Below are 19,734 nucleotides of genomic sequence, written 5' to 3' on the forward strand. Positions count from 1 at the left end.
GAGGAGGGCCAGCCATGGCAGACACCGCCGTACGAACGCGCGCCCGGGCCGCCGGGGGCAGCGGAGGCAAAGGGGCCGGGCGGCGGAAGAGCGTGGGGCGGCTGCCCAGAGCAGCCGTGCACCACCCCTGGTGGTTCGCGCTGCCGGCCGTGGTGGTCTTCGCGGGCTTCTTCCTGCTGCCGAACCTGCTGAACTTCTTCTACCCGTTCACCAACTGGTCGGCGTACCACACCGACATCTCCTTCGCCGGGCTCGACAACTTCACCACCATCGCCGACGACGGATCGCTGCTCCGCGCCATCCGCACCACCTTGGTGTACGCGGTGCTCGCGGCGCTCTTCCAGAACGTCTTCGGGCTGGTGCTGGCCCTGCTGCTGGAGCAGGACACCCGCTTCAACCGCTTCTTCCGCGCGGTGTTCTTCCTGCCCGTCCTGATCTCGGCGCTCGCCGTCGGCTACGTCTTCCAGGCCCTGCTCGACCAGGACGGCGCGGTCAACCAGCTCCTGGGCACGGACATCCCGTGGCTGGGCTCCACCACCTGGACGATGGTGCTGGTCAGCGCCATCCACGGGTGGAAGTGGATGGGGTTGGCCATGCTCATCTACCTCGCCGGGCTCAAGGGCATCCCCGGCGACACGCTGGAGGCGGCCAAGGTCGACGGCGCCGGCGCCTGGCGGACGTTCTGGTCGATCCGCTTCCCGATGCTCGCGCCCGCGGTCACCTTCAATGTGACCACCGCGCTGATCGGTTCGATGAACACCTTCGACATCGTGCAGGCGACCACCGGCGGCGGCCCGGCGGCCTCCACCGAGGTCTTCAACATCTACATGTTCCGGGTCTTCGGACAGGGCCTGTACGCACAGGCGTCCGCGATGAGCCTGGTGCTCTTCCTGGTGGTCGTGGCGGTCGCGATCCCGCTCGTGATCGGACTGCGCCGAAGGGAGCAGATGCTGTGAGTGCGCCGGCTGTCTCTTCTACCGCCCGCGTCTGGCGGTACGCCCGCCCCGCCCTGGTCCTGCTGCTCGCGGCGCTCGCCGTCGGCGTACCGCTGTGGCTGGTCCTGGCCACCTCGGCCAAGTCCCAGGGCGAGGCCGTCAAGCCCAACCTCGCCCCGCCCGGCCACTGGCAGCCCGGCGCCAACTACGACCAGGCCCTCAGCGAGGGCGAGATGGTACGCGGCTTCGTCAACAGCCTGCTGGTCGTGGCGCCCTCGGTGGTGCTGGTCCTGGTGCTGGGCGCGGGCGCCGCCTGGGTCTTCGCCCGGCGCCCGGGGCGGCTGGTGTCGGCCGCGTACGCCCTCACCATCAGCGGGCTGCTGCTGCCACCCGCCGTGATCACCATCGTCATGGAGCTGCGGCAACTGGGCCTGGCCAACACCCGCCCCGGCATGATCGCCGTCTACACCGGGATGTACCTGTCCACGTCGATCTTCTTCATGACCGGCTTCATCCGCACCATCCCGCCGGAGCTGGAGGAGGCGGCGCGGATGGACGGCGCCTCGCCGCTGCGCGTCTTCACGCGGATCGTCCTTCCGCTGCTGCGCCCCGTGATTGCCACCGCGACGATCATGGTGATGCTCTACGCCTGGAGCGACATCTTCTACGCCTTCTTCGTCCTGGGCGGAGGGGACAAGGCGACGCTGCCGCTGGGCCTCTACAAGGTCGCCAGCGCACAGCTCTACCTCAACAACTGGCATCTGGTCTTCGCCTATGTGGTCGTCATGAGCCTGCCCATGGTCGCCGTGTTCCTGGTGGCCCAGCGAAAGATCGTTTCTGGAATCACCAGTGGAGCCGTCAAGTAACTGGAGGTCCTGTGAGAAGAGTTCCCATGAGAAAGCGACGAGCCCTCACCACCGTGATAGCCGGGGCGGCGGCGCTGATCGCCGCCACGTTGCCCGGCGCCGCGCACGCCGACACCGATAAGGCCGGGCAGTCCAAGGCGGCGGCCCAGCGCATCTCCGTCGACCTCGCCGCGAGCGAGGGCGAGGTGCTGCACGGCGCCAACGGGGCGCTGTACGGGCTGAGCGACGACGGCGTGCCCAGCGACGCCGTCCTCGCCCCGCTGAAGCTGACCGCCATCTCGCAGAAGCCGGAGGGCGGGGCACAGCACCCCAACGGCGACGCGCTGACGGTTTCGAAGTCGTACTTCCGCAACGGCGGCGGCGATGTCTACATCCTGCTTCAGGACAGCTATTCCCAATGGCCGTACCAGGACATGGGGATCGACGACTACCTCCCCAAGGTCGAGAAGATCGCCAAGGATGTGGCGGGCGCGCCGCACAGCGAGCGCTTCGTCTATGTGCCGTTCAACGAGCCCGACTGGATCTGGTACAAGCTCAACTCCTCCGACACCGCCACCTACCAGAAGGGCCGGGACCGCTTCTTCGCCGAGTGGAAGACGGTCTACCAGCGCATCCGCTCCATCGACCCCGACGCCCGGATCGCCGGCCCCAACGAGGCGTACTACGACACCCGCTTCCTTCCGGAGTTCCTGACCTGGGCGAAGGCCAACAAGGTGCTGCCGGACGTGATGACCTGGCATGAGCTGTCGTCGGGTTCGCTGAAGGACTTCCAGCCCCACTACGACGCCTACCGCGCGCTGGAGAAGCGCGTCGGGATCTCGCCGCGCCCGATCAGCATCGACGAGTACGCCAACCGCCGCGACCTGTCCGTCCCGGGTCAGCTGGTCCAGTGGGTGTCGATGTTCGAGCGCAACAAGGTGTACGCCAACCAGGCCTACTGGGACGCCGCCGGCAATCTCAGCGGCAATGTCGTACGGTCGAACATCCCCAACGGCGGCTGGTGGTTCTTCCGCTGGTACGCCGGGATGACCGGCCGGACCGTCAAGGTCACCCCGCCCACCGCCGACGCCATCGACACCCTTCAGGGCCTGGCCTCGTACGACCCGTCCCGCAAGCAGGCGCAGATCCTCGTGGGCGGCTCGGCGGGCGACGCGGACGTGGCGGTCGAGCACATCGACCGCGACCTGTTCGGCTCGCGGGTCGTGGCGACCGTCTCCGAGGCCGAATGGTCCGGCTACGAGGGCGCGGCCGCGCCGCCGCGCGTGCTGTCCCGGAGCGAGGTCAAGGTCGGCGCGGACGGCTCGGTGACGGTGCCGCTGACCGGCATGAAGGCGATGTCCGCGTACCGGATCACGCTCACCCCGGCCGGCACCGGCACCCCGCGGGCGGCCGCCGTGCCGTGGAGCGCGTCCTACGAGGCCGAGGACCCCGCGAAGGCGACCATCACCGACGGCCAGGTCTACACCCAGGGCACCGTCTCCAACGCCAACGGCTACGCCGCCTCCGGCACCAAGGACGTCGGCTCCCTCAACAAGTCCTCCAGCAAGGTCGCCTTCAACGTCGATGTCCCCAAGACCGGCGCCTACGACCTGGCGATCTTCTACGGCAACCAGACCGGCGCCCCCTCCACCCAGACCCTGACCGTGGACGGCCAGTCCGCGCAGCCGGTCACCTACCCCTCCACACTCAACTGGACCTACCGCGGCATCCAGCACATCACCGTCCGGCTGGGCGCGGGCAGCCACACCCTCACCCTGGCCCACGACAAGGGTGAGGCCACCCTCGACAAGATCGACCTGACCGCCGCCACCACCCCGGCCGCCTCCTACGAGGCCACCCTGGCCGACCCCTCCGGCAGCCCGCGCTACGACTACTCCTCGGCGGCCGGCGTCGGCACCGGGTCCCTGGTGCTCGACGGCCCGGACGCCGCGGTCTTCGATGTGTACGCGCCGCGCGACGGCTACTACACCGTGACCCCGCGCGGCTCCGGCGCCCCCGTCAAGCTGTCGCTGCACGGCACCACCACGACCACCGCCCCGGAGCGGGCCGAGCGGCTCTTCCTCACCGCGGGCAACAACCGCGTCACCGCCGCCTCCGCCACCGGGTCCGCCGTCCGGCTCGCCTCCCTCGACGTGACGGGCGCGGGCGACACCAAGGGGCTGGCCTCGTACGAGGCGGAGAGCGGCACCCTGGGCGGGGCCGCCGCCAAGACCTCCAGCGACTACGCCTCGGGCGGCGCCTACGTCGGCTCGCTCGGCGACGGCGCGGCCAACAACCTCAAGCTGACCGTCCAGGCCCCCTCGGCGGGCCGCTACATGCTGATCGTCGACTACGCCAACAACCAGCGCGCGGACGGGCACGAGTACAACACCAACGTCATCTCCCGGACCGCCGATATCGCGGTCGGGGGCGGCGCGGCTCAGCGCGTCGCGTTCAAGAACACCTGGACCTGGAACGACTACTGGGGCCTCGGCATCCCGGTCGACCTGGCGAAGGGCGCGAACACGCTGACGTTCTCCAACGCGGGCTCGTACGCCCCGAACATCGACCGCGTCCAGCTCGCCCCGGTGACGGGCTGAACGAAGGTGCGCACCGCGCCCCGGCACGGCACACCGCCGTGCCGGGGCGTCAGCGCGCCATGTGGGGGTGTGCGGTGTGATCGTGCGCGGCGGCCTCCTCGGTGGGGGTGGGGCAGCCCACCGTGGCGGTCACGGCGGTGAGCAGCACCACCGAGTCCTCCACCGCCACCAGCCCGTGGCGCTCCTGGGGGATGCGCTGCACCTGCCCCGCGATGAGGTCCAGCCGGACATGGCCGGTCTTGCCCGCGGTCAGCCGGACATGTCCGTGCAGCACCTGGAGGCTGGCCGCCGGGGGCGCGTTGTGCTCGTCGAGCTCGCAGCCGGCGACCATGGCGATCACGCTCTGCCGCAGCGGCCCGTCGTGCAGGAACAGATGTGAGCTTCGGCCGTGGGGGTCGGTCTTGGCCCGGTCCAGGTGGTGGCGTGCGAGTGCGGTGAGGTCGTCCATGAGTGTCCCTCGATCGGCCGTGTCTGATCGTCGCCGGGTCACCTCAATCGTCACCGGCTAACGTGTTCCGCGCCAGTCGCACAGCCAGCCGGGACGCGCATGAGGCACAGAGAGGTTCTTCCGCCGTGGCCGACTTCCTGACCGTACTGACCACCACCGACACCCCCGAGAAGGCCGAGGCGCTGGCCCGCGGGGCCGTGACCGCGCGGCTGGCGGCCTGCGCGCAGATCAGCCAGCCCGTCACGTCGGTGTACCGGTGGCAGGGCGAGATCGAGACGGCCGCCGAGTGGCAGGTGATGTTCAAGACCACCGCGGCGCGGTACGGGGAGCTGGAGGCGCACCTCCGCGAGGCGCACGACTACGAGACGCCGGAGATCATCGCGACGCCGATCACGCAGGGCAGCGAGGAGTACCTGGCGTGGGTGGTGGAGCAGACGACGATCGACTGAGCGCGTGCGGCTGAACGTACGAGGCTGAACGTACGAGGCTGAACGTAGGGGCGCACGGCTCAGCGGGAGTCCGCCAGCGCCTTCTGGATCCCCCGCTCGCGCGGCCCCAGGAAGTGCGGGTCCGGCTTGAAGGTCGCGTCCAGCGCGGCCTTGCTCGCCGCGATGGCCTCCCGCGCCCCGCCGAAGAACCACGTCACGTCGTGCGGCTCGTCGACGCCGACCCCGTACGCGTCGATGCCCGCCGCCTCGCACAGCGCCAGCGCCCGGCGGATATGGAAGCCCTGGCTCACCAGCACCGCCCGGTGCACGCCGAAGATCCGCTCGGCGCGGCTGCACGAGTCCCAGGTGTCGAAGCCCGCGTAGTCGCTGACGATGCGCTCGTCCGGCACGCCGTGCCGGACGAGATAGGAGCGCATCGCGTCCGGCTCGTCGTAGTCGTGCCGGCTGTTGTCGCCGGTCACCAGGATCGCGCGGACCTTGCCCCGCTCATACAGCTCGGCGGTCGCGTCGAGGCGGTGCGCCAGGTACGGGGACGGCTCGCCGTTCCACAGCCCGGCGCCGAAGACCACCGCCACCGGGGCCTTGGGGACGTCCGCGACCGTACGGACCCGGGCGTCGGTGGACAGCCGCAGCCAGGTCGCGGGCAGCAGCGCGACCACGCCGAGCGCCATCACCACCTGGACGGCGCGGCGCTGCCCGCGGCGGGTCCTGGGGAGGCGCAGCCGCGCCCGCCCGGCCCGCACCGCTCTCCGTACCCGCTCTCCGGCACCCATCTGTCCACCGCTTTCGCCACCCACCGCTTTCGCCACCCACCGCTTTCGCCACCCACCGCTTTCGCCACCCACCGCTTTCTCCGCTGTCCGACTGGACTGACGCCGATCACGGCCGATCGGTTGCTTGATCGGTTCGGCCGACAGACGCCGCCGCATTAGGCTGGTTCCCCTCCCTGTCCCCTCCCCGTCAGCGAAAACAGCAGGTGATCCCGTCGTGCCCCCGATCCCCAAAGCAGAGCTCCACCTCCACATCGAGGGCACCCTCGAGCCCGAGCTGGCCTTCGCGCTCGCCGAGCGCAACGGCGTCGAGCTGCCGTACGCCACCCAGGACGAGCTGCGCGCCGCGTACTCCTTCACCGACCTCCAGGACTTCCTGGACCTCTACTACGCGCTGATGGCGGTGTTGCGCACCGAGGACGACTTCGCCGACCTCACCAACGCCTACCTGGCCCGCGCCCGCGCGCAGGGCGTCCGGCACGCCGAGATCTTCTTCGACCCGCAGGCCCACACCGCGCGCGGCGTCCCCATCGGCACGGTCATCGACGGCCTGTCGCGCGCGCTGGACGCGGCGGAGCAGACGTACGGCATCACCACCCGCCTGATCATGTGCTTCCTGCGCGACGAGAGCGCCGAGTCCGCCCTCGAGACCTTCGAGTCGGCCCGCCCTTACCTGGACCGCCTCGCGGCCGTCGGCCTCGACTCGGCGGAGGTCGGCAATCCGCCGTCGAAGTTCCGCGAGGTGTACGCGCGGGCGCGGGAGGCGGGGCTCAAGTGTGTGGCGCACGCGGGGGAGGAGGGGCCGCCCGCGTATGTGTGGGAGGCGCTGGACGTCCTCGGCGTCGACCGCGTCGACCACGGTGTGCGCTCTCTGGAGGACGAGGCTCTGGTGGCCAGGCTGGTGGCGGACCAGGTCCCGCTGACCGTGTGCCCGCTGTCCAACGTCCGGCTGCGGGTCGTCGACCGGCTCGAGGACCACCCGCTGCGGGCGATGCTGGACGCGGGGCTGCTGGTGACGGTGAACTCCGACGACCCGGCGTACTTCGGCGGCTACGCGGGGGACAACTTCGACGCGGTGCGGGACGCGCTGCGGCTGGACGACGCCACGCTGCGGGTGCTCGCGCGGAACTCCTTCCGCGCGTCCTTCCTGGACGAGGCGGTGCGCTCGGCTTACCTGAAGGAAGTCGACGCGTACGAGGTGTGAGGCGCGGCCGGGGTTCGGAGCCGCTCCCTGTGGGCTGTGCGGCCGGGGTGGGGACTATCCCGCGGCCCGTTCCACCCGTACCGCGCACACCTTGAATTCCGGCATCCGGGAGACCGGATCCAGCGCCGGATTCGTGAGCGTGTTGGCCCGTCCCTCGCCCGCCCAGTGGAAGGGCATGAACACCGTGTCCGGCCGGATGTCCCGGCTGATGCGGGCCGGGGCGACGGCCCGCCCGCGGCGGGAGACCACCGCGAGGGGGTCGCCCTCGGCGGCACCCAGGCGCTCGGCGAGCAGGGGGTGCAGCTGGACGAAGGGGCCGGGGGCGGCCCGGTTCAGCTCCTCGACGCGGCGCGTCTGCGCGCCCGACTGGTACTGGGAGAGCACCCGGCCGGTGGTGAGGAACAGCGGGTACTCCGCGTCGGGCTCCTCCGCCGCGGGGCGGTGGGTCACCGGTACGAAGCGGGCCCGGCCGTCGTCGGTCGCGAAGCGGTCGAGGAAGAGGCGCGGTGTACCGGGGTGGGGGCTGGGGCCGGCCAAGGCGGCCTGAGCCTCGCCCGTACCGCCCGCCTGCGCCCCGGCGCCCTCCCGCCCCTCCGGGCAGGGCCAGAAGACCCCGTCCTCCTCCGCGATCCGGTGGTAGGTGATGCCCGAGTAGTCCGCCGCCCCGCCCGCCGACGCGCGGCGCAGCTCGTCGAAGACCTCCTCCGGGTCCGTCGGGAAGCCCTTCTCCCAGCCCAGCCGGGCGGCCAGCCCGTTCAGCACCTCCAGGTCCGAGCGGACGCCGGGCGGCGGGGTGATGGCGGCGCGGCGCAGGATGACCCGGCCTTCCAGGTTGGTCGTCGTGCCCGTCTCCTCCGCCCACTGGGTCACCGGAAGGACGACGTCCGCGAGGGCGGCGGTCTCCGAGAGGACCACGTCCGCGACCGCCATGAAGTCCAACGACCGCAACCGCGCCTCTATATGGGCCGCGCGGGGAGCGGAGACCACCGGGTTGGAGCCCATGAGCAGCAGGGCCCGTACGTCGCCGCCGAGCGCGTCCAGCAGCTCGTACGCGCTGCGCCCCGGCCCGGGCAGCGCGTCGGGGTCGACGCCCCACACGCCCGCCACATGGGCGCGGGCCGCCGGGTCGTCGAGCTTGCGGTAGCCGGGCAGCTGGTCGGCCTTCTGGCCGTGTTCGCGGCCGCCCTGGCCGTTGCCCTGGCCGGTGAGGCAGCCGTAGCCGGACAGCGGGCGGCCCGCGCGGCCGGTGGCCAGGCACAGGTTGATCCAGGCGCCGACCGTGTCCGTGCCCTTCGACTGCTGCTCGGGCCCGCGCGCCGTGAGCACCATGGAGCTTTCCGCATCGCAGAACATCCGCATCGCTTCGCGGAGTTCGGGGACCGGCACGCCCGTGATCCGTTCGACCATCTCCGGCCAGTGCGCCATCGCGGCGGCCCGCGCCTCGGGCCAGCCGCTCGTGCGCCGTGCGATGAACTCCTCGTCCACCCGCCCCTCCGCGACCACCAGGTGCAGCAGCCCCAGCGCGAGCGCCAGGTCCGTCCCGGGGCGCGGCGCCAGGTGCAGATCCGCCTGCTCGGCCGTCCGCGTCCGGCGCGGGTCGATCACGATCAGCTTGCCGCCCGACTCCTTCAGCTCGGTCAGATAGCGCAGCGCGGGCGGCATGGTCTCGGCCAGATTCGAGCCGACGAGGATCACACACCCAGTACGGGCCACGTCCGCCAGCGGGAACGGCAGCCCGCGGTCCAGGCCGAAGGCCTTGTTGTGCGCGGCGGCCGCCGAGGACATGCAGAAACGGCCGTTGTAGTCGATCTGCGAGGTGCCGAGCGCGACCCGCGCGAACTTCCCCAGCGCGTACGCCTTCTCGTTCGTCAGCCCGCCCCCGCCGAAGACCCCCACCGCGTCCCGCCCGTGCGCCTCCGCCGCGCCCGCCAGCCCCTCCGCGACCCGGTCCAGGGCCTCCTCCCAGGTGGCCGGTTCGAGCCGGCCGGTGTCAGGGCGGCGGACCAGCGGCTCGGTCAGGCGCACCCGGGAGGAGAGCACGGCGGGCGCCGTGCGGCCCTTGCCGCACAGCGCGCCGCGGTTCACGGGGAAGGCCGGCCGCTCCACGACCTCCACATTCCCCTCCGTCCCCGGCGCGGGGCGCAGCGCCATGCCGCACTGCAGCGAGCAGTACGGGCAGTGGGTGTCGACGGCGTCGGTGGCGACGGCGTCGGTCGGCATGGCGGTCGCGTGCGGCATGAGGCCAGCGTGCTACGGCCGTGTTACGGCCTGCGTCCGCTCGCGTTACGCACCGGGCAACCGGACCTCAGCGCGGCCCGCGGTGATCGGTGAACTCATGGCAATCACCTGTGACGGCCACGCAACGGGGGCGCAATGTCCCGCTGCGAGGCTCTTGTCATGACGGCGTCGCCCCATCCCGGTCCCGCCAGCCCTTCAGCCGCCCCCGGTCCGGCCAACCCTTCAGCCGCCCTCGGTCCCATTGCGTCCTCGGCCGCCCCCGGTCCCGTAGCCTCCCCGGCCGCTCCCGGCCTCCCAGCCCCTTCCGGCTCCCCAGCCCCTTCCGGCTCCCTCGACAGTACGGCCCAGCTCATGACCCGGATCACCGCACAGCTCAGCTCGCAACTCGGCCATCTGAACCTCGGCGGCACGCGGCGCCGGCCCCGGCCCACCGCCCCGCGCCGACCGCCCACGCTCGTCGCCGTGGCGCACGGCAGCCGTGACCCCGAGGCGCTGCGCACGGTCGCCTCGCTCGTGGACCGCGTCCGCGCGCTCCGCCCCGACCTGCCCGTACGGCTCGGCCACGTCGAGCTGAACGATCCGCTGCTCGCCGACACGCTCGCCGCGCTGCACGGCGAGGCCGTCCTCGTGCCGCTCCTTCTCGGCCGCGGCTATCACATCAAACGGGACCTGCCGGACGCCGTCGCCGCCGCACCCCACCTGTCCGTCCGTGTCGCCGCCCCGCTCGGCCCGCACCCACTGCTCGCCGAGGCCCTGCACACGCGCCTCACCGAGGCCGGGTGGCCGTCCGGCGGGCTGTCCGGGGCGGGCGTCGTCCTGGCGGCGGCGGGCTCGCGCGACCGGGACTCGGCCGCCGACACGGCCCGTACCGCCGCCCTGCTCAGCGCCCGGCTCGGCGGCGTGCCCGTACTGCCCGGCTACGCCTCCGCCGCCGCGCCCACCGTGGCCGAGGCGGTACGCGCCCTGACCGACATGGGACGTGGCCGACGGATCGCGGTGGCCTCGTACTTCGCCGCGCCCGGCCGCTTCGCGACCCAGTGCGCGACCGCCGCGCCGGGAATCGCCTCCGGCCCGCTCGGGGACCATCCCGCCGTCGCCCGGCTGGTGCTCCACCGCTATGAACAGGCGCTCGCCTCTGCACCCATGTCATACCCGGCGGTTACCGTCGGTGTATGAGCCGCACTGGACCCACGGCACCCGATCCATCAGCTGAGTCCGCCGAACAAGCCCAGCCGACCCCCGAGCCACCTCCTCAGCCAACCTCCGAGCCAACCGCCGGGCCAACCCCCGCGCCAGCCCCTGAGCCGACTTCCCAGCCGACCGAGTCCGCGGCCTCGGCGAGCCCCGGCTACGAGGCGGCGGACCTCGAGCGGTGGGCGGTCGAGCCCGACAAGCGTCCGGGCCGGACCGCCTTCCAGCGGGACCGGGCGCGGGTGCTGCACTCGGCCGCGCTGCGCAGGCTGGCCGGCAAGACGCAGGTCGTCCCCCCGGCCCCCGCCGCCGACCCGGGCCCCGGTGCCGGCGTCCCGGCCTGGGACGCCACCCCGCGCACCCGGCTGACCCACTCCCTGGAGTGCGCGCAAGTGGGCCGGGAGCTCGGCGCCGCCCTCGGCTGCGACCCGGACCTGGTGGAGATGGCCTGCCTCGCCCACGACCTCGGCCACCCGCCCTTCGGGCACAACGGCGAGCAGGCGCTCAACGAGGTCGCCGAGGCGTGCGGCGGCTTCGAGGGGAACGCCCAGTCGCTGCGGCTGCTCGCCCGGCTGGAGCCCAAGCGGTTCGTCGCCGACCCGGAGACCGGCGCGCCGGTGAGCGTGGGGCTCAACCTCACCCGCGCCGCGCTCGACGCGGCCACCAAGTACCCCTGGCCGCGGGGCGGCCACCCCAGCGATCCCGGGTCCCGCAAGTTCGGGGTGTACGAGGACGACATCCCGGTCTTCGCCTGGTTCCGGCAGGGCGCGCCCGAGCACCGCACCTGCTTCGAGGCCCAGGTCATGGACTGGTCCGACGACGTGGCGTACTCGGTCCACGACGTCGAGGACGGCCTGCACGCCGGCCATCTCGACCCCGGCCTGCTGCTCGCCGATCCCGAGCGGCGAGAGGTGTTCGCGGTCGCCGCGGACCGCTACGCCCCGGGCGCCGAGTCGGACGAGCTGGCCGAGGCGCTGGACCGGCTGCTCGACCAGGAGTGGTGGCCGCACGGCTACGACGGGTCCTCCGCCGCCCAGGCCCGGCTCAAGGACGCCACCAGCCAGCTCATCGGCCGCTTCTGCCTCGCCGCGGAGGGGGCCACCCGCGCCGCCTACGGCACCGGCCGGTTCACCCGCTACGGCGCCGAGTTGGTGGTGCCGCGCGGGGCGCGGCTGGAGTGCGCGGTGCTGAAGGCGGTCGCCGACCGTTATGTGATGCAGCGCGCCGACCAGGAGGCGGTCCGCGCGGACCAGCGGGTCATCATCGCCGAGCTCGGCGAGGCGCTGATCGCCCGCGCCCCGGTCGGCCTGGACCCGCAGTTCCGCGCGCTGTTCGACGAGGCGGACGCGGCCGGGGACGACGCCGGGCGGCTGCGCGCCATCGTCGACCAGATCGCCGCCCTCACGGACGCCTCCGCCCGCTCCCTGCACGCCCGCCTGACCGCGCCCCGCACGGCACGGCAGGCATGAGCGGGGCGGCCTGCCGGCCATGAGCGGCGCGGCCCGCGGGCCCGGTCCGCCAACCAACTCCGACGCGGCCCGCTGGCCCGTACGGCGTACTGCCTCTTCCCGCCGCACGCGCGGTGCGGGAGGCTCGAACATCGGCTCACATGACCGGGGCTCACACGACCGGCCTTGACACGGCGTAGCCGCGCGCGGGCATCGCGCGGCAGCGAGGAGGAGACAAGTGGTCGACGCACACCAGACGTTCGTCATCGTCGGAGGGGGTCTGGCCGGGGCAAAAGCCGCGGAAACCCTCCGGGCCGAGGGATTCACCGGCCGGGTGATCCTGATCTGTGACGAGCGCGACCACCCCTATGAGCGACCGCCCCTGTCCAAGGGCTTTCTCACCGGCAGCCAGGAACGCGACAGCGTCTTCGTCCATGAGCCCGCCTGGTACGCCCAGGCCGATATCGAGCTGCACCTCGGCCAGACCGCCGTGCAGCTCGACCGCGCGGCCAAGGCCGTCGTCCTCGGCGACCGCACCCGCGTCCACTACGACCGGCTGCTGCTGGCCACCGGCGCTGAGCCGCGCCGCCTCGACATCCCCGGCACCGACCTCGTCGGCGTCCACCACCTGCGCCGCCTCGCCCACGCCGAGCGGCTGCGGTCCGTCCTGGCCGCCCTCGGCCGGGACAACGGCCAGCTGGTCATCGCGGGGGCGGGCTGGATCGGCCTGGAGGTCGCGGCCGCCGCGCGCGGGTACGGCGCCGAGGTGACGATCGTCGAGCCCGAGCCCACCCCGCTGCACCGCGTGGTCGGCCCCGAGCTCGGCACCCTCTTCGCCGACCTGCACCAGGAGCACGGCGTCCGCTTCCACTTCGGAGCCCGGCTCACCGGGATCACCGGGCAGGACGGCGTGGTGCTGGCGGCCTGCACCGACGACGGGGAGGAGCACCCCGCCCACGACGTCCTGGCCGCCATCGGCGCCGCCCCGCGTACCGCCCTCGCCGAGGCCTCCGGCCTGGAGGTGGCGGACCGCGCGGCGGGCGGCGGCATCGCGGTCGACGCCTCGCTGCGCACCAGCGACCCGGACATCTTCGCGGCGGGCGATGTGGCCGCGGCCCCCCTCTCCTTCCCGGGCGGCGTCGAGCCGCCGGGGGGCCGGGTGCGCGTCGAGCACTGGGCCAACGCGCTCAACGGCGGGCCGGCCGCGGCCCGCGCCATGCTCGGGCAGGACGTGACGTACGACCGCGTGCCCTACTTCTTCTCCGACCAGTACGACGTCGGCCTGGAGTACTCCGGCTACGCGCCGCCCGGCTCGTACGACCAGGTGGTGTGCCGCGGCGATGTCGGCAAGCGGCAGTTCATCGCCTTCTGGCTGAGCGAGGGCCGCCTGCTGGCGGGGATGAATGTGAACGTGTGGGACGTCGTCGAGCCCATCCAGCGCCTCATCCGCAGCGGCGTCCGCCTCGACCCCAACGATCTGGCGAACCCGTCCGTCCCGCTGGCGTCGCTGCTGCCGTAGGCGGATCGCGCGCGCCCGGCCGGGCTCCGGCGGTGTCGGAGCCCGGCCGTAGAATTCACGCGTGGCAGGCAGGATCAACGATGACGACGTGAAGGCGGTGCGGGACGCGGTCCCGATCGACGCCGTTGTGTCCGAGTACCTCCAGCTGCGCAACGCCGGCGGCGGAAATCTCAAGGGGCTGTGCCCCTTCCATGACGAGAAGTCCCCGTCCTTCCAGGTCAGCCCCAGCAAGGGGCTTTTCTACTGTTTTGGCTGCCAGGAGGGCGGCGACACGGTCGACTTCATCATGAAGATCGACCACCTCTCCTTCGCCGAGACCATCGAGCGGCTCGCCTCCCAGGCCGGCATCACCTTGCGCTACGAGCAGGGCAGCGCGACCCCCGGCCGGCAGCAGGGCGAGCGCACCCGCCTGGTGGAGGCCCACAAGGCGGCCGCCCAGTTCTACGTGGAGCAGCTGGACAGCCCCGAGGCGGAGATCGGCCGCAGATTCCTCGCCGAGCGCGGCTTCGACCAGGCCGCCGCCCAGCACTTCGGCGTCGGCTACAGCCCGGCAGGCTGGGACCACCTCGTCCGCTTCCTGCGCGGCCGCGGCTTCACCGACAAGGAGCTGATCCTCTCCGGCCTCGCCCAGGAGAGCCGCCGCAACCCCATCGACCGCTTCCGCGGCCGTCTGATGTGGCCCATCCGCGACATCACCGGCGAGGTCGTCGGCTTCGGCGCGCGCAAGCTGCGCGACGACGACAACGGCCCGAAGTATCTGAACACGCCCGAGACGCCGCTCTACAAGAAGTCCCATGTGCTGTACGGCATCGACCTCGCCAAGAAGGAGATCGCCAAGACCAGCCGGGCCGTCGTCGTCGAGGGCTACACGGACGTCATGGCCTGCCACCTCGCCGGGGTGACCACCGCCATCGCCACCTGCGGCACGGCCTTCGGCGGCGACCACATCAAGATCCTCCGGCGGCTTTTGATGGACAATTCCAGCGCCGAGGTGGTCTTCACCTTCGACGGCGACGCGGCCGGCCAGAAGGCGGCGCTGCGGGCCTTCGAGGACGACCAGAAGTTCGCCGCCGAGACCTATATCGCGGTCACGCCTGGCGGGATGGACCCGTGCGAGCTGCGCCTCGCCGAGGGCGACGACGCGGTCAAGGTGCTGGTGGAGAGCCGTACGCAGCTCTTCGAGTTCGCGATCCGGCAGATCATCGCCCGGCACAACCTGGATACGGCGGTGGGGCGGGCCGCCGCGCTGGAGGAGGCCGCGCCCGTCGTCGCCGGGATCAAGAACAGGTCGATCCAGCACGAGTCCGCGGTGCACCTCGCGGGGCTGCTCGGCATCCTCGACACCCAGTTCGTCGTCCGCCGGGTCTCGCAGCTCGCCCAGTGGGCCCGCGAGCGCGGCCAGCGCGGCGGCGGCCCACAGCAGGGCGGCGCCCGCCGCGGCGGCGGCCCGGGCGGACCAGGCGGCCCCGGTGGCTCCGGCGGCCCGGGTGGGGGCTATGGCGGCCCCGGTGCCGGCCCTGGTGCCGGGCATGCGTCGGGGCCGGGCGGCCCCGACGGCGGGCCGCAGTCCCCGCGCGGCCCCGCGCTGAACCTCCGCAGCCCCGCCCACCGCGTCGAGCGCGAGCTGCTGAAGCTCGCCCTCCAGCGCCCGGAGCTGGTCTCCCCGGCCTTCGACGCCTACGGGGTCGACGAGTTCACCGCCCCGCCGTACGCGGCCGTGCGCCGCGTCGTCGAGGACGCGGGCGGGGCGGGCGCCGCCGACGGCGACTATCTGACGCGGGTCCGCGAGGCCGCCCCCGACGACGCGGTCCGCGCGATGGTCACCGAGCTCGCGGTCGAGCCCCTGCACACCCGCCGCGACCCCGACGAGGCGTACGCGGGCGTCCAGTTGGTGGCCGTCCGGCTGGCCGCGGTGAACCATCGGATCGGCGAGGTCCGGGGCGCCCTCCAGCGCCTCGGCGCCGACGCCGACCCCGCCCACCTCGCCGCCGTGCAGAACGAGCTCTGGGTCCTCCAGCAGTACGGGCAGTCCCTCCGCGAGAAGGGCGCGGCGGCCCTGTAGGGGCCGGGTAGGGGGCCCTGCAGGGGGCTGTGGGCCTGCGCTGTAACCGCCTGGTCACGGCCCGCAGCGCAAAAAGTGCTCGCACGCCCCTCGTGGCGGGCCTGTGTCGTACTCCACACTGGGTTGCGGTGCCTGAGTCCTCGGAGCGCGGCGGTGTTGGCCAGGAAGGGCCGGATTCCCCCGCAGATCCGCTCATGATGTACGGGACGGATGGTGGCGTGGCCGCCGCAGCCGTACCCGATCGTTCTGCCGCCTCAGCAGCGATCACCCTGGAGGTCGCCCCCGTGCAGACCCAGACCCTGACCGACGCGGCCCCCATAGCGACGCCGCCACAGTCCGTGTCCCCCCACGCGCACCCCCACGCCCACCCCCACGCCGACTCCGAACCGCCCGCGGCCTCGGCACCGGCCGCGCTGGAGGCGGTAGCAGCCCTGGCGGCCGTGACCGCCCCACCAGAGGCGGAGGCGCCGGAAGCGGCGGAACCCCCCGAGACCACGGAACCCCCCGAGGCCGCTGAACCCCCCGAGGCCGCTGAACCCCCCGAGACCGCGGAACCCCCCGAGACCGCGGAACCCCCCGAGACCGCGGAACCCCCCGAGACCGCGGAACCCCCCGAGACCGCGGAACCCCCCGAGGCCGCTGAACCCCCCGAAGCTGCCGAGGCCGCCGAGCCGCCCGTACGCGCCGACACCTCCAGCGGCCCCTCCTCCGACCTCTTCCGCCAGTACCTGCGCGAGATCGGCCGCATCCCGCTGCTGTCCGCGGTCGAGGAAGTGGAGCTCGCACGCCGGGTCGAGGCCGGTCTGTTCGCCGAGGAGAAGCTCGGCACCACCCCCGACCTCGACAGCCAGCTCGCCCTCGACCTCGACCGGCTGGTCGTCCTGGGCCGCATGGCCAAGCGCCGCCTCATCGAGGCCAACCTCCGCCTCGTCGTCTCCGTCGCCAAGCGCTATGTCGGCAGAGGCCTGACCATGCTCGACCTGGTGCAGGAGGGCAACCTCGGGCTGATCCGCGCGGTGGAGAAGTTCGACTACGCCCGCGGGTACAAGTTCTCCACGTACGCGACCTGGTGGATCCGCCAGGCCATGTCCCGTGCCCTCGCGGACCAGGCCCGCACGATCCGGGTCCCGGTGCATGTCGTCGAGCTGATCAACCGGGTGGTGCGGGTGCAGCGCCGGATGCTGCAGGAGCGCGGCTATGAGCCCACGTCCGAGGAGGTCGCCCACCACCTCGACCTCCCCGCGGAGCGGGTGAGCGAGGTGCTGCGCCTCGCCCAGGAGCCGGTGTCGCTGCACGCGCCCGTCGGGGAGGAGGACGATGTCGCGCTCGGCGACCTGATCGAGGACGGGGATGCCGCCTCGCCGGTCGAGTCCGCGGCGTTCCTGCTGCTGCGGGAGCATCTGGAGGCCGTGCTCTCCACGCTCGGGGAGCGGGAGCGGAAGGTGGTGCAGCTGCGGTACGGGCTGGCCGACGGGCGGCCCCGGACGCTGGAGGAGATCGGGCGGATCTTCGGGGTCACGCGGGAGCGGATCCGGCAGATCGAGTCGAAGACGCTCAACAAGCTCCGGGACCACGCGTTCGCGGACCAGCTCCGCGGCTACCTGGACTGACGGCGACTGACGGCCACTGACTGGAGCTGACTGGAGCTGACCGGGACTGACGGGTGACTGCCGGCGCGCCCTGCCCCGCCACCACACCCCATGGCTACCCCATGGCCAGGCCCGACTCGAACGCCCCCGGGTGGGTCTGCTCGCGGACCGCGACGTACTGCTGCCGCACCGCCTGCCCCACCGCCAGCTCCTCGCCCGGCTCGAAGACCTGGCTCGCGGCCGCCGGCCACAGCGGAGGCTGGTGCGGCGAGAGGGTGCCGTGCGCGGCGCCCAGGGCCCAGGCGGCCTGCCGGGCGGCGCCCAGCGCGGCGTAGTCCGCGGGCTGGACCACCACGACCTGGGCGCCCAGCAGCGCGGGGGCGATGGCGCGCACCGCGGGAAGGTCCGCCGCGGGCCCCAGCAGGAACACCCGCCGCACCGCGACCCCGCGCCCGCGCAGCACGTCCAGCGCGTCCGCGAGCCCGCACAGCATGCCCTCGAAGGCAGCGCGGGCCAGGTGCTCGGGCTTCATGCTCTCGCGGCGCAGCCCCGTCAGCGTCCCGGCGGTGTGCGGCAGATGCGGGGTGCGCTCGCCCTCCAGGTAGGGCAGCAGGACCAGCCCGTACGAGCCGGGTGTGGACTTCAGCGCGAGCGAGGAGAGCCCCTCCAGGTCGACGCTCAGCAGCTCCGCGGTGCCGCGCAGCGCCCGTACGGCGTTGAGCGTGTGGACGACGGGCAGGTGCATGCCGGTGGCGTCCGCGTACGAGGTGATGGTGCCGGAGGGGTCGACGAGCGCCTCGTGGTGGACGGAGAAGACCGAACCCGAGGCGCCCAGCGAGATCACCGCGTCGCCGATGCCGACGCCGAGGCCGAAGGCGGCCGCCATGGTCTCGCCGGTCCCGGCGGAGATCAGGAGCCCCTCGGGGGTGCGGCCAGCGGCCTCGGCAGGGCCGATGACCTCGGGCAGCCGCACCTGGTGGCCGAGCGCCAGCTCGATGAGGTCGGGGCGCCAGGAGCCGGTCGCGGCGGACCAGTAGCCGGTGCCGGAGGCCGTGCCGCGGTCGGTGGTGCGCCGCGCGGGCCGCCCCAGCAGCTGCCACACCAGCCAGTCGTGCGGCTGCATCAGCTCGGCCACCCGCCGCGCCGCGTCCGGCTCGGTGCGGGCCAGCCACCGCAGCTTCGCCACGGCCTGCGTCGCAGCCGGCACGGCGCCGACCGCCTGCGCCCACGCGGCGCGGCCGCCGAGCGACTCGGTGAGGTCGGCGGCCGCGGACTGGGCGCGCTTGTCGTTGCCCACCAGGGCGGGCCTGACGAGAACCCCGCCCGCGTCCAGCGCGAGCAGCCCGTGGCCCTGCGCCGACACGCCGATGGCCTGCACCCCCTCCAGCAGCTTGCCCTCGGCGGCCTCGCCGAGCGACAGCAGCCAGGATTGGGGGTCCACGTCGTACGGCGACGCGGGGGCGGCCCCCGGGGAGGCCGCGGCGTCGGCCGCGGGGTGCGGGGCATAACCCTGCCTGAGCACGGCTCCCGTATCCGCATCGCAGACGACGATCCGTGTGCTCTCGGACGAACTGTCCAACCCGGCGACTATCCCCATGGACCCAGATCATGCCACCGCGGCGGGCTAGGTGTTGCTCGTCCCCCAGTCGTCCTCCCCGCCGGCGGGCCTCTCCCGCTGCCCGATCCGCTCGCGCAGCGGCTTGGTCTTCTCGAAGGCCTTGACCGCCGCCTGCCGCCCGCCCAGCGCGGCTGTCTCGGCGGTGTTCCGGACCGCCGGATTCCGCACGAACTGCTGCGCGCACTTACGCAGCTGCTCGTACCGCTCGCGGCCGGCCCGCGTGCCGAGTACGTATCCGACAGCCAGCCCCGTCATGAACGTCAGCCGGTAGCGCATCGACCTGCCCTTCTGGTTGTCCTTCGCTTCGGACCCTTGGGTCGTGCTGCGCCTACCCGTCCCGGCCACAGATCACCCGTGGCCGCCGTGGACACCCACGAGGTTACCGATTGGCGGAGCACCCCCCTGCTTGCGCTAATGTATGTGTCGCAGCGAGCGCACGCCGTCCGGAAGCCCCGGACGGGGTCGCGGTCGGTGCACACGGAGCAATCCCCTGTAGCTCAATTGGCAGAGCAGCCGGCTGTTAACCGGCAGGTTACTGGTTCGAGTCCAGTCGGGGGAGCTCGGTCCCCTGTAGCTCAATTGGCAGAGCATTCGGCTGTTAACCGGAGGGTTACTGGTTCGAGTCCAGTCGGGGGAGCAGCGGGAGAGGACCCCACGGGGTCCTTTTTCATTTCCGGCGGCCCTTTACCTCTCTCACCCCGGCCCCTCCGGCGCCCGGGCCGTCGCGCGCCCCTGTACGCGGGCATGGGGGTGCCCATCCCCGGCCCTCCGAAGCAACAGATCGTATGAGCGGCTATGCTGCGGCAGACGGCGCGCAC

15 protein-coding genes and 2 tRNA genes are annotated in these 19,734 nt (G+C 72.8%); 12 read left to right on the forward strand and 5 right to left on the reverse strand.

Going from position 1 to position 19,734, the window contains the following annotated elements:
- The first annotated feature begins 14 nt into the window (after positions 1–14).
- Genes ACWY4P_RS36815 through ACWY4P_RS36825 form a run of 3 tightly spaced genes read left to right on the forward strand, consistent with a single transcriptional unit; the run spans position 15 to position 4,380 of the window.
- Entirely contained in the window at positions 15–956 is a 942-nt protein-coding gene (locus ACWY4P_RS36815) for a carbohydrate ABC transporter permease (protein WP_456204871.1), read from the forward strand.
- Positions 953–1,801: a carbohydrate ABC transporter permease gene (locus ACWY4P_RS36820; protein WP_456204872.1), complete on the forward strand. Its 849-nt coding sequence runs from the start codon at positions 953–955 to the stop codon at positions 1,799–1,801. Before ACWY4P_RS36815 ends, ACWY4P_RS36820 begins: the two co-directional genes overlap by 4 nt.
- Positions 1,802–1,827: 26 nt before the next feature.
- Positions 1,828–4,380 carry a CBM35 domain-containing protein gene (locus tag ACWY4P_RS36825; protein WP_456204873.1) on the forward strand — a complete coding sequence of 851 codons (2,553 nt, stop codon included), beginning with the start codon at positions 1,828–1,830 and terminating at the stop codon, positions 4,378–4,380.
- Between the two features lie 49 nt (positions 4,381–4,429).
- On the opposite strand, the gene ACWY4P_RS36830 is transcribed toward ACWY4P_RS36825, so the two are convergent.
- On the reverse strand, positions 4,430–4,828 hold the full coding sequence (locus tag ACWY4P_RS36830; RefSeq protein ID WP_456204874.1) for a cupin: 399 nt from the start codon (positions 4,826–4,828) through the stop codon (positions 4,430–4,432).
- Between the two features lie 125 nt (positions 4,829–4,953).
- Between ACWY4P_RS36830 and cutA the strand changes: the two genes are divergently transcribed.
- On the forward strand, positions 4,954–5,277 hold the full coding sequence (gene cutA / locus ACWY4P_RS36835; RefSeq protein ID WP_456204875.1) for a divalent-cation tolerance protein CutA: 324 nt from the start codon (positions 4,954–4,956) through the stop codon (positions 5,275–5,277).
- A gap of 59 nt (positions 5,278–5,336) precedes the next feature.
- Here cutA and ACWY4P_RS36840 read toward each other — a convergent pair whose 3' ends face one another.
- Complete coding sequence (locus ACWY4P_RS36840) at positions 5,337–6,050, reverse strand: SanA/YdcF family protein (protein WP_456204876.1); 714 nt, start codon at positions 6,048–6,050, stop codon at positions 5,337–5,339.
- Positions 6,051–6,264: 214 nt separating this feature from the next.
- Between ACWY4P_RS36840 and ACWY4P_RS36845 the strand changes: the two genes are divergently transcribed.
- Positions 6,265–7,251, forward strand: a complete 987-nt coding sequence (locus ACWY4P_RS36845; protein WP_456204877.1) for an adenosine deaminase — start codon at positions 6,265–6,267, stop codon at positions 7,249–7,251.
- A 54-nt stretch (positions 7,252–7,305) separates the two neighbouring features.
- On the opposite strand, the gene ACWY4P_RS36850 is transcribed toward ACWY4P_RS36845, so the two are convergent.
- Positions 7,306–9,489: a molybdopterin oxidoreductase family protein gene (locus ACWY4P_RS36850; protein ID WP_456204878.1), complete on the reverse strand. Its 2,184-nt coding sequence runs from the start codon at positions 9,487–9,489 to the stop codon at positions 7,306–7,308.
- Between the two features lie 351 nt (positions 9,490–9,840).
- Between ACWY4P_RS36850 and ACWY4P_RS36855 the strand changes: the two genes are divergently transcribed.
- The 5 genes from ACWY4P_RS36855 (at position 9,841) to ACWY4P_RS36875 (ending at position 17,319) form a co-directional block, all read left to right on the forward strand.
- Positions 9,841–10,665, forward strand: coding sequence for a sirohydrochlorin chelatase (locus ACWY4P_RS36855; RefSeq protein ID WP_456204879.1), 825 nt, complete (start codon positions 9,841–9,843; stop codon positions 10,663–10,665).
- Positions 10,662–12,149, forward strand: a complete 1,488-nt coding sequence (locus tag ACWY4P_RS36860; protein ID WP_456204880.1) for a deoxyguanosinetriphosphate triphosphohydrolase — start codon at positions 10,662–10,664, stop codon at positions 12,147–12,149. Before ACWY4P_RS36855 ends, ACWY4P_RS36860 begins: the two co-directional genes overlap by 4 nt.
- A 217-nt stretch (positions 12,150–12,366) precedes the next feature.
- Positions 12,367–13,647: an NAD(P)/FAD-dependent oxidoreductase gene (locus ACWY4P_RS36865; RefSeq protein ID WP_456204881.1), complete on the forward strand. Its 1,281-nt coding sequence runs from the start codon at positions 12,367–12,369 to the stop codon at positions 13,645–13,647.
- A gap of 61 nt (positions 13,648–13,708) precedes the next feature.
- Positions 13,709–15,709 carry a DNA primase gene (gene dnaG, locus ACWY4P_RS36870; protein WP_456204882.1) on the forward strand — a complete coding sequence of 667 codons (2,001 nt, stop codon included), beginning with the start codon at positions 13,709–13,711 and terminating at the stop codon, positions 15,707–15,709.
- Positions 15,710–15,906: 197 nt separating this feature from the next.
- Positions 15,907–17,319, forward strand: coding sequence for an RNA polymerase sigma factor (locus tag ACWY4P_RS36875; RefSeq protein WP_456213185.1), 1,413 nt, complete (start codon positions 15,907–15,909; stop codon positions 17,317–17,319).
- Between the two features lie 94 nt (positions 17,320–17,413).
- Here the strand turns inward: ACWY4P_RS36875 and ACWY4P_RS36880 are convergent, their stop codons facing one another.
- The gene (locus ACWY4P_RS36880; protein WP_456204883.1) at positions 17,414–18,895 is read right to left on the reverse strand and encodes an FGGY family carbohydrate kinase; all 1,482 of its coding nucleotides are present in this window, start codon (positions 18,893–18,895) and stop codon (positions 17,414–17,416) included.
- A 27-nt stretch (positions 18,896–18,922) separates the two neighbouring features.
- Positions 18,923–19,192: a YtxH domain-containing protein gene (locus ACWY4P_RS36885; RefSeq protein ID WP_456204884.1), complete on the reverse strand. Its 270-nt coding sequence runs from the start codon at positions 19,190–19,192 to the stop codon at positions 18,923–18,925.
- A gap of 210 nt (positions 19,193–19,402) precedes the next feature.
- On the opposite strand from ACWY4P_RS36885, the gene ACWY4P_RS36890 reads away from it, so the two are divergent.
- Positions 19,403–19,475, forward strand: a tRNA-Asn gene (locus ACWY4P_RS36890).
- 5 nt (positions 19,476–19,480) lie between these two features.
- Positions 19,481–19,553: transfer RNA gene (locus ACWY4P_RS36895), tRNA-Asn, on the forward strand.
- The last annotated feature ends 181 nt before the right edge of the window (positions 19,554–19,734 follow it).

Source organism: Streptomyces sp. LZ34 (genome assembly GCF_053890475.1).

Coding starts and splice junctions, on each gene's coding strand:
- ACWY4P_RS36825 (WP_456204873.1), top strand. CDS start 1,828: ATGAGAAAGCGACGAGCCCTCACCACCGTGATAGCCGGGGCGGCGGCG.
- ACWY4P_RS36880 (WP_456204883.1), bottom strand. CDS start 18,895: ATGGGGATAGTCGCCGGGTTGGACAGTTCGTCCGAGAGCACACGGATC.
- ACWY4P_RS36885 (WP_456204884.1), bottom strand. CDS start 19,192: ATGCGCTACCGGCTGACGTTCATGACGGGGCTGGCTGTCGGATACGTA.
- ACWY4P_RS36875 (WP_456213185.1), top strand. CDS start 15,907: ATGTACGGGACGGATGGTGGCGTGGCCGCCGCAGCCGTACCCGATCGT.
- ACWY4P_RS36840 (WP_456204876.1), bottom strand. CDS start 6,050: ATGGGTGCCGGAGAGCGGGTACGGAGAGCGGTGCGGGCCGGGCGGGCG.
- ACWY4P_RS36830 (WP_456204874.1), bottom strand. CDS start 4,828: ATGGACGACCTCACCGCACTCGCACGCCACCACCTGGACCGGGCCAAG.
- ACWY4P_RS36855 (WP_456204879.1), top strand. CDS start 9,841: ATGACCCGGATCACCGCACAGCTCAGCTCGCAACTCGGCCATCTGAAC.
- ACWY4P_RS36860 (WP_456204880.1), top strand. CDS start 10,662: ATGAGCCGCACTGGACCCACGGCACCCGATCCATCAGCTGAGTCCGCC.
- ACWY4P_RS36815 (WP_456204871.1), top strand. CDS start 15: ATGGCAGACACCGCCGTACGAACGCGCGCCCGGGCCGCCGGGGGCAGC.
- ACWY4P_RS36850 (WP_456204878.1), bottom strand. CDS start 9,489: ATGCCGCACGCGACCGCCATGCCGACCGACGCCGTCGCCACCGACGCC.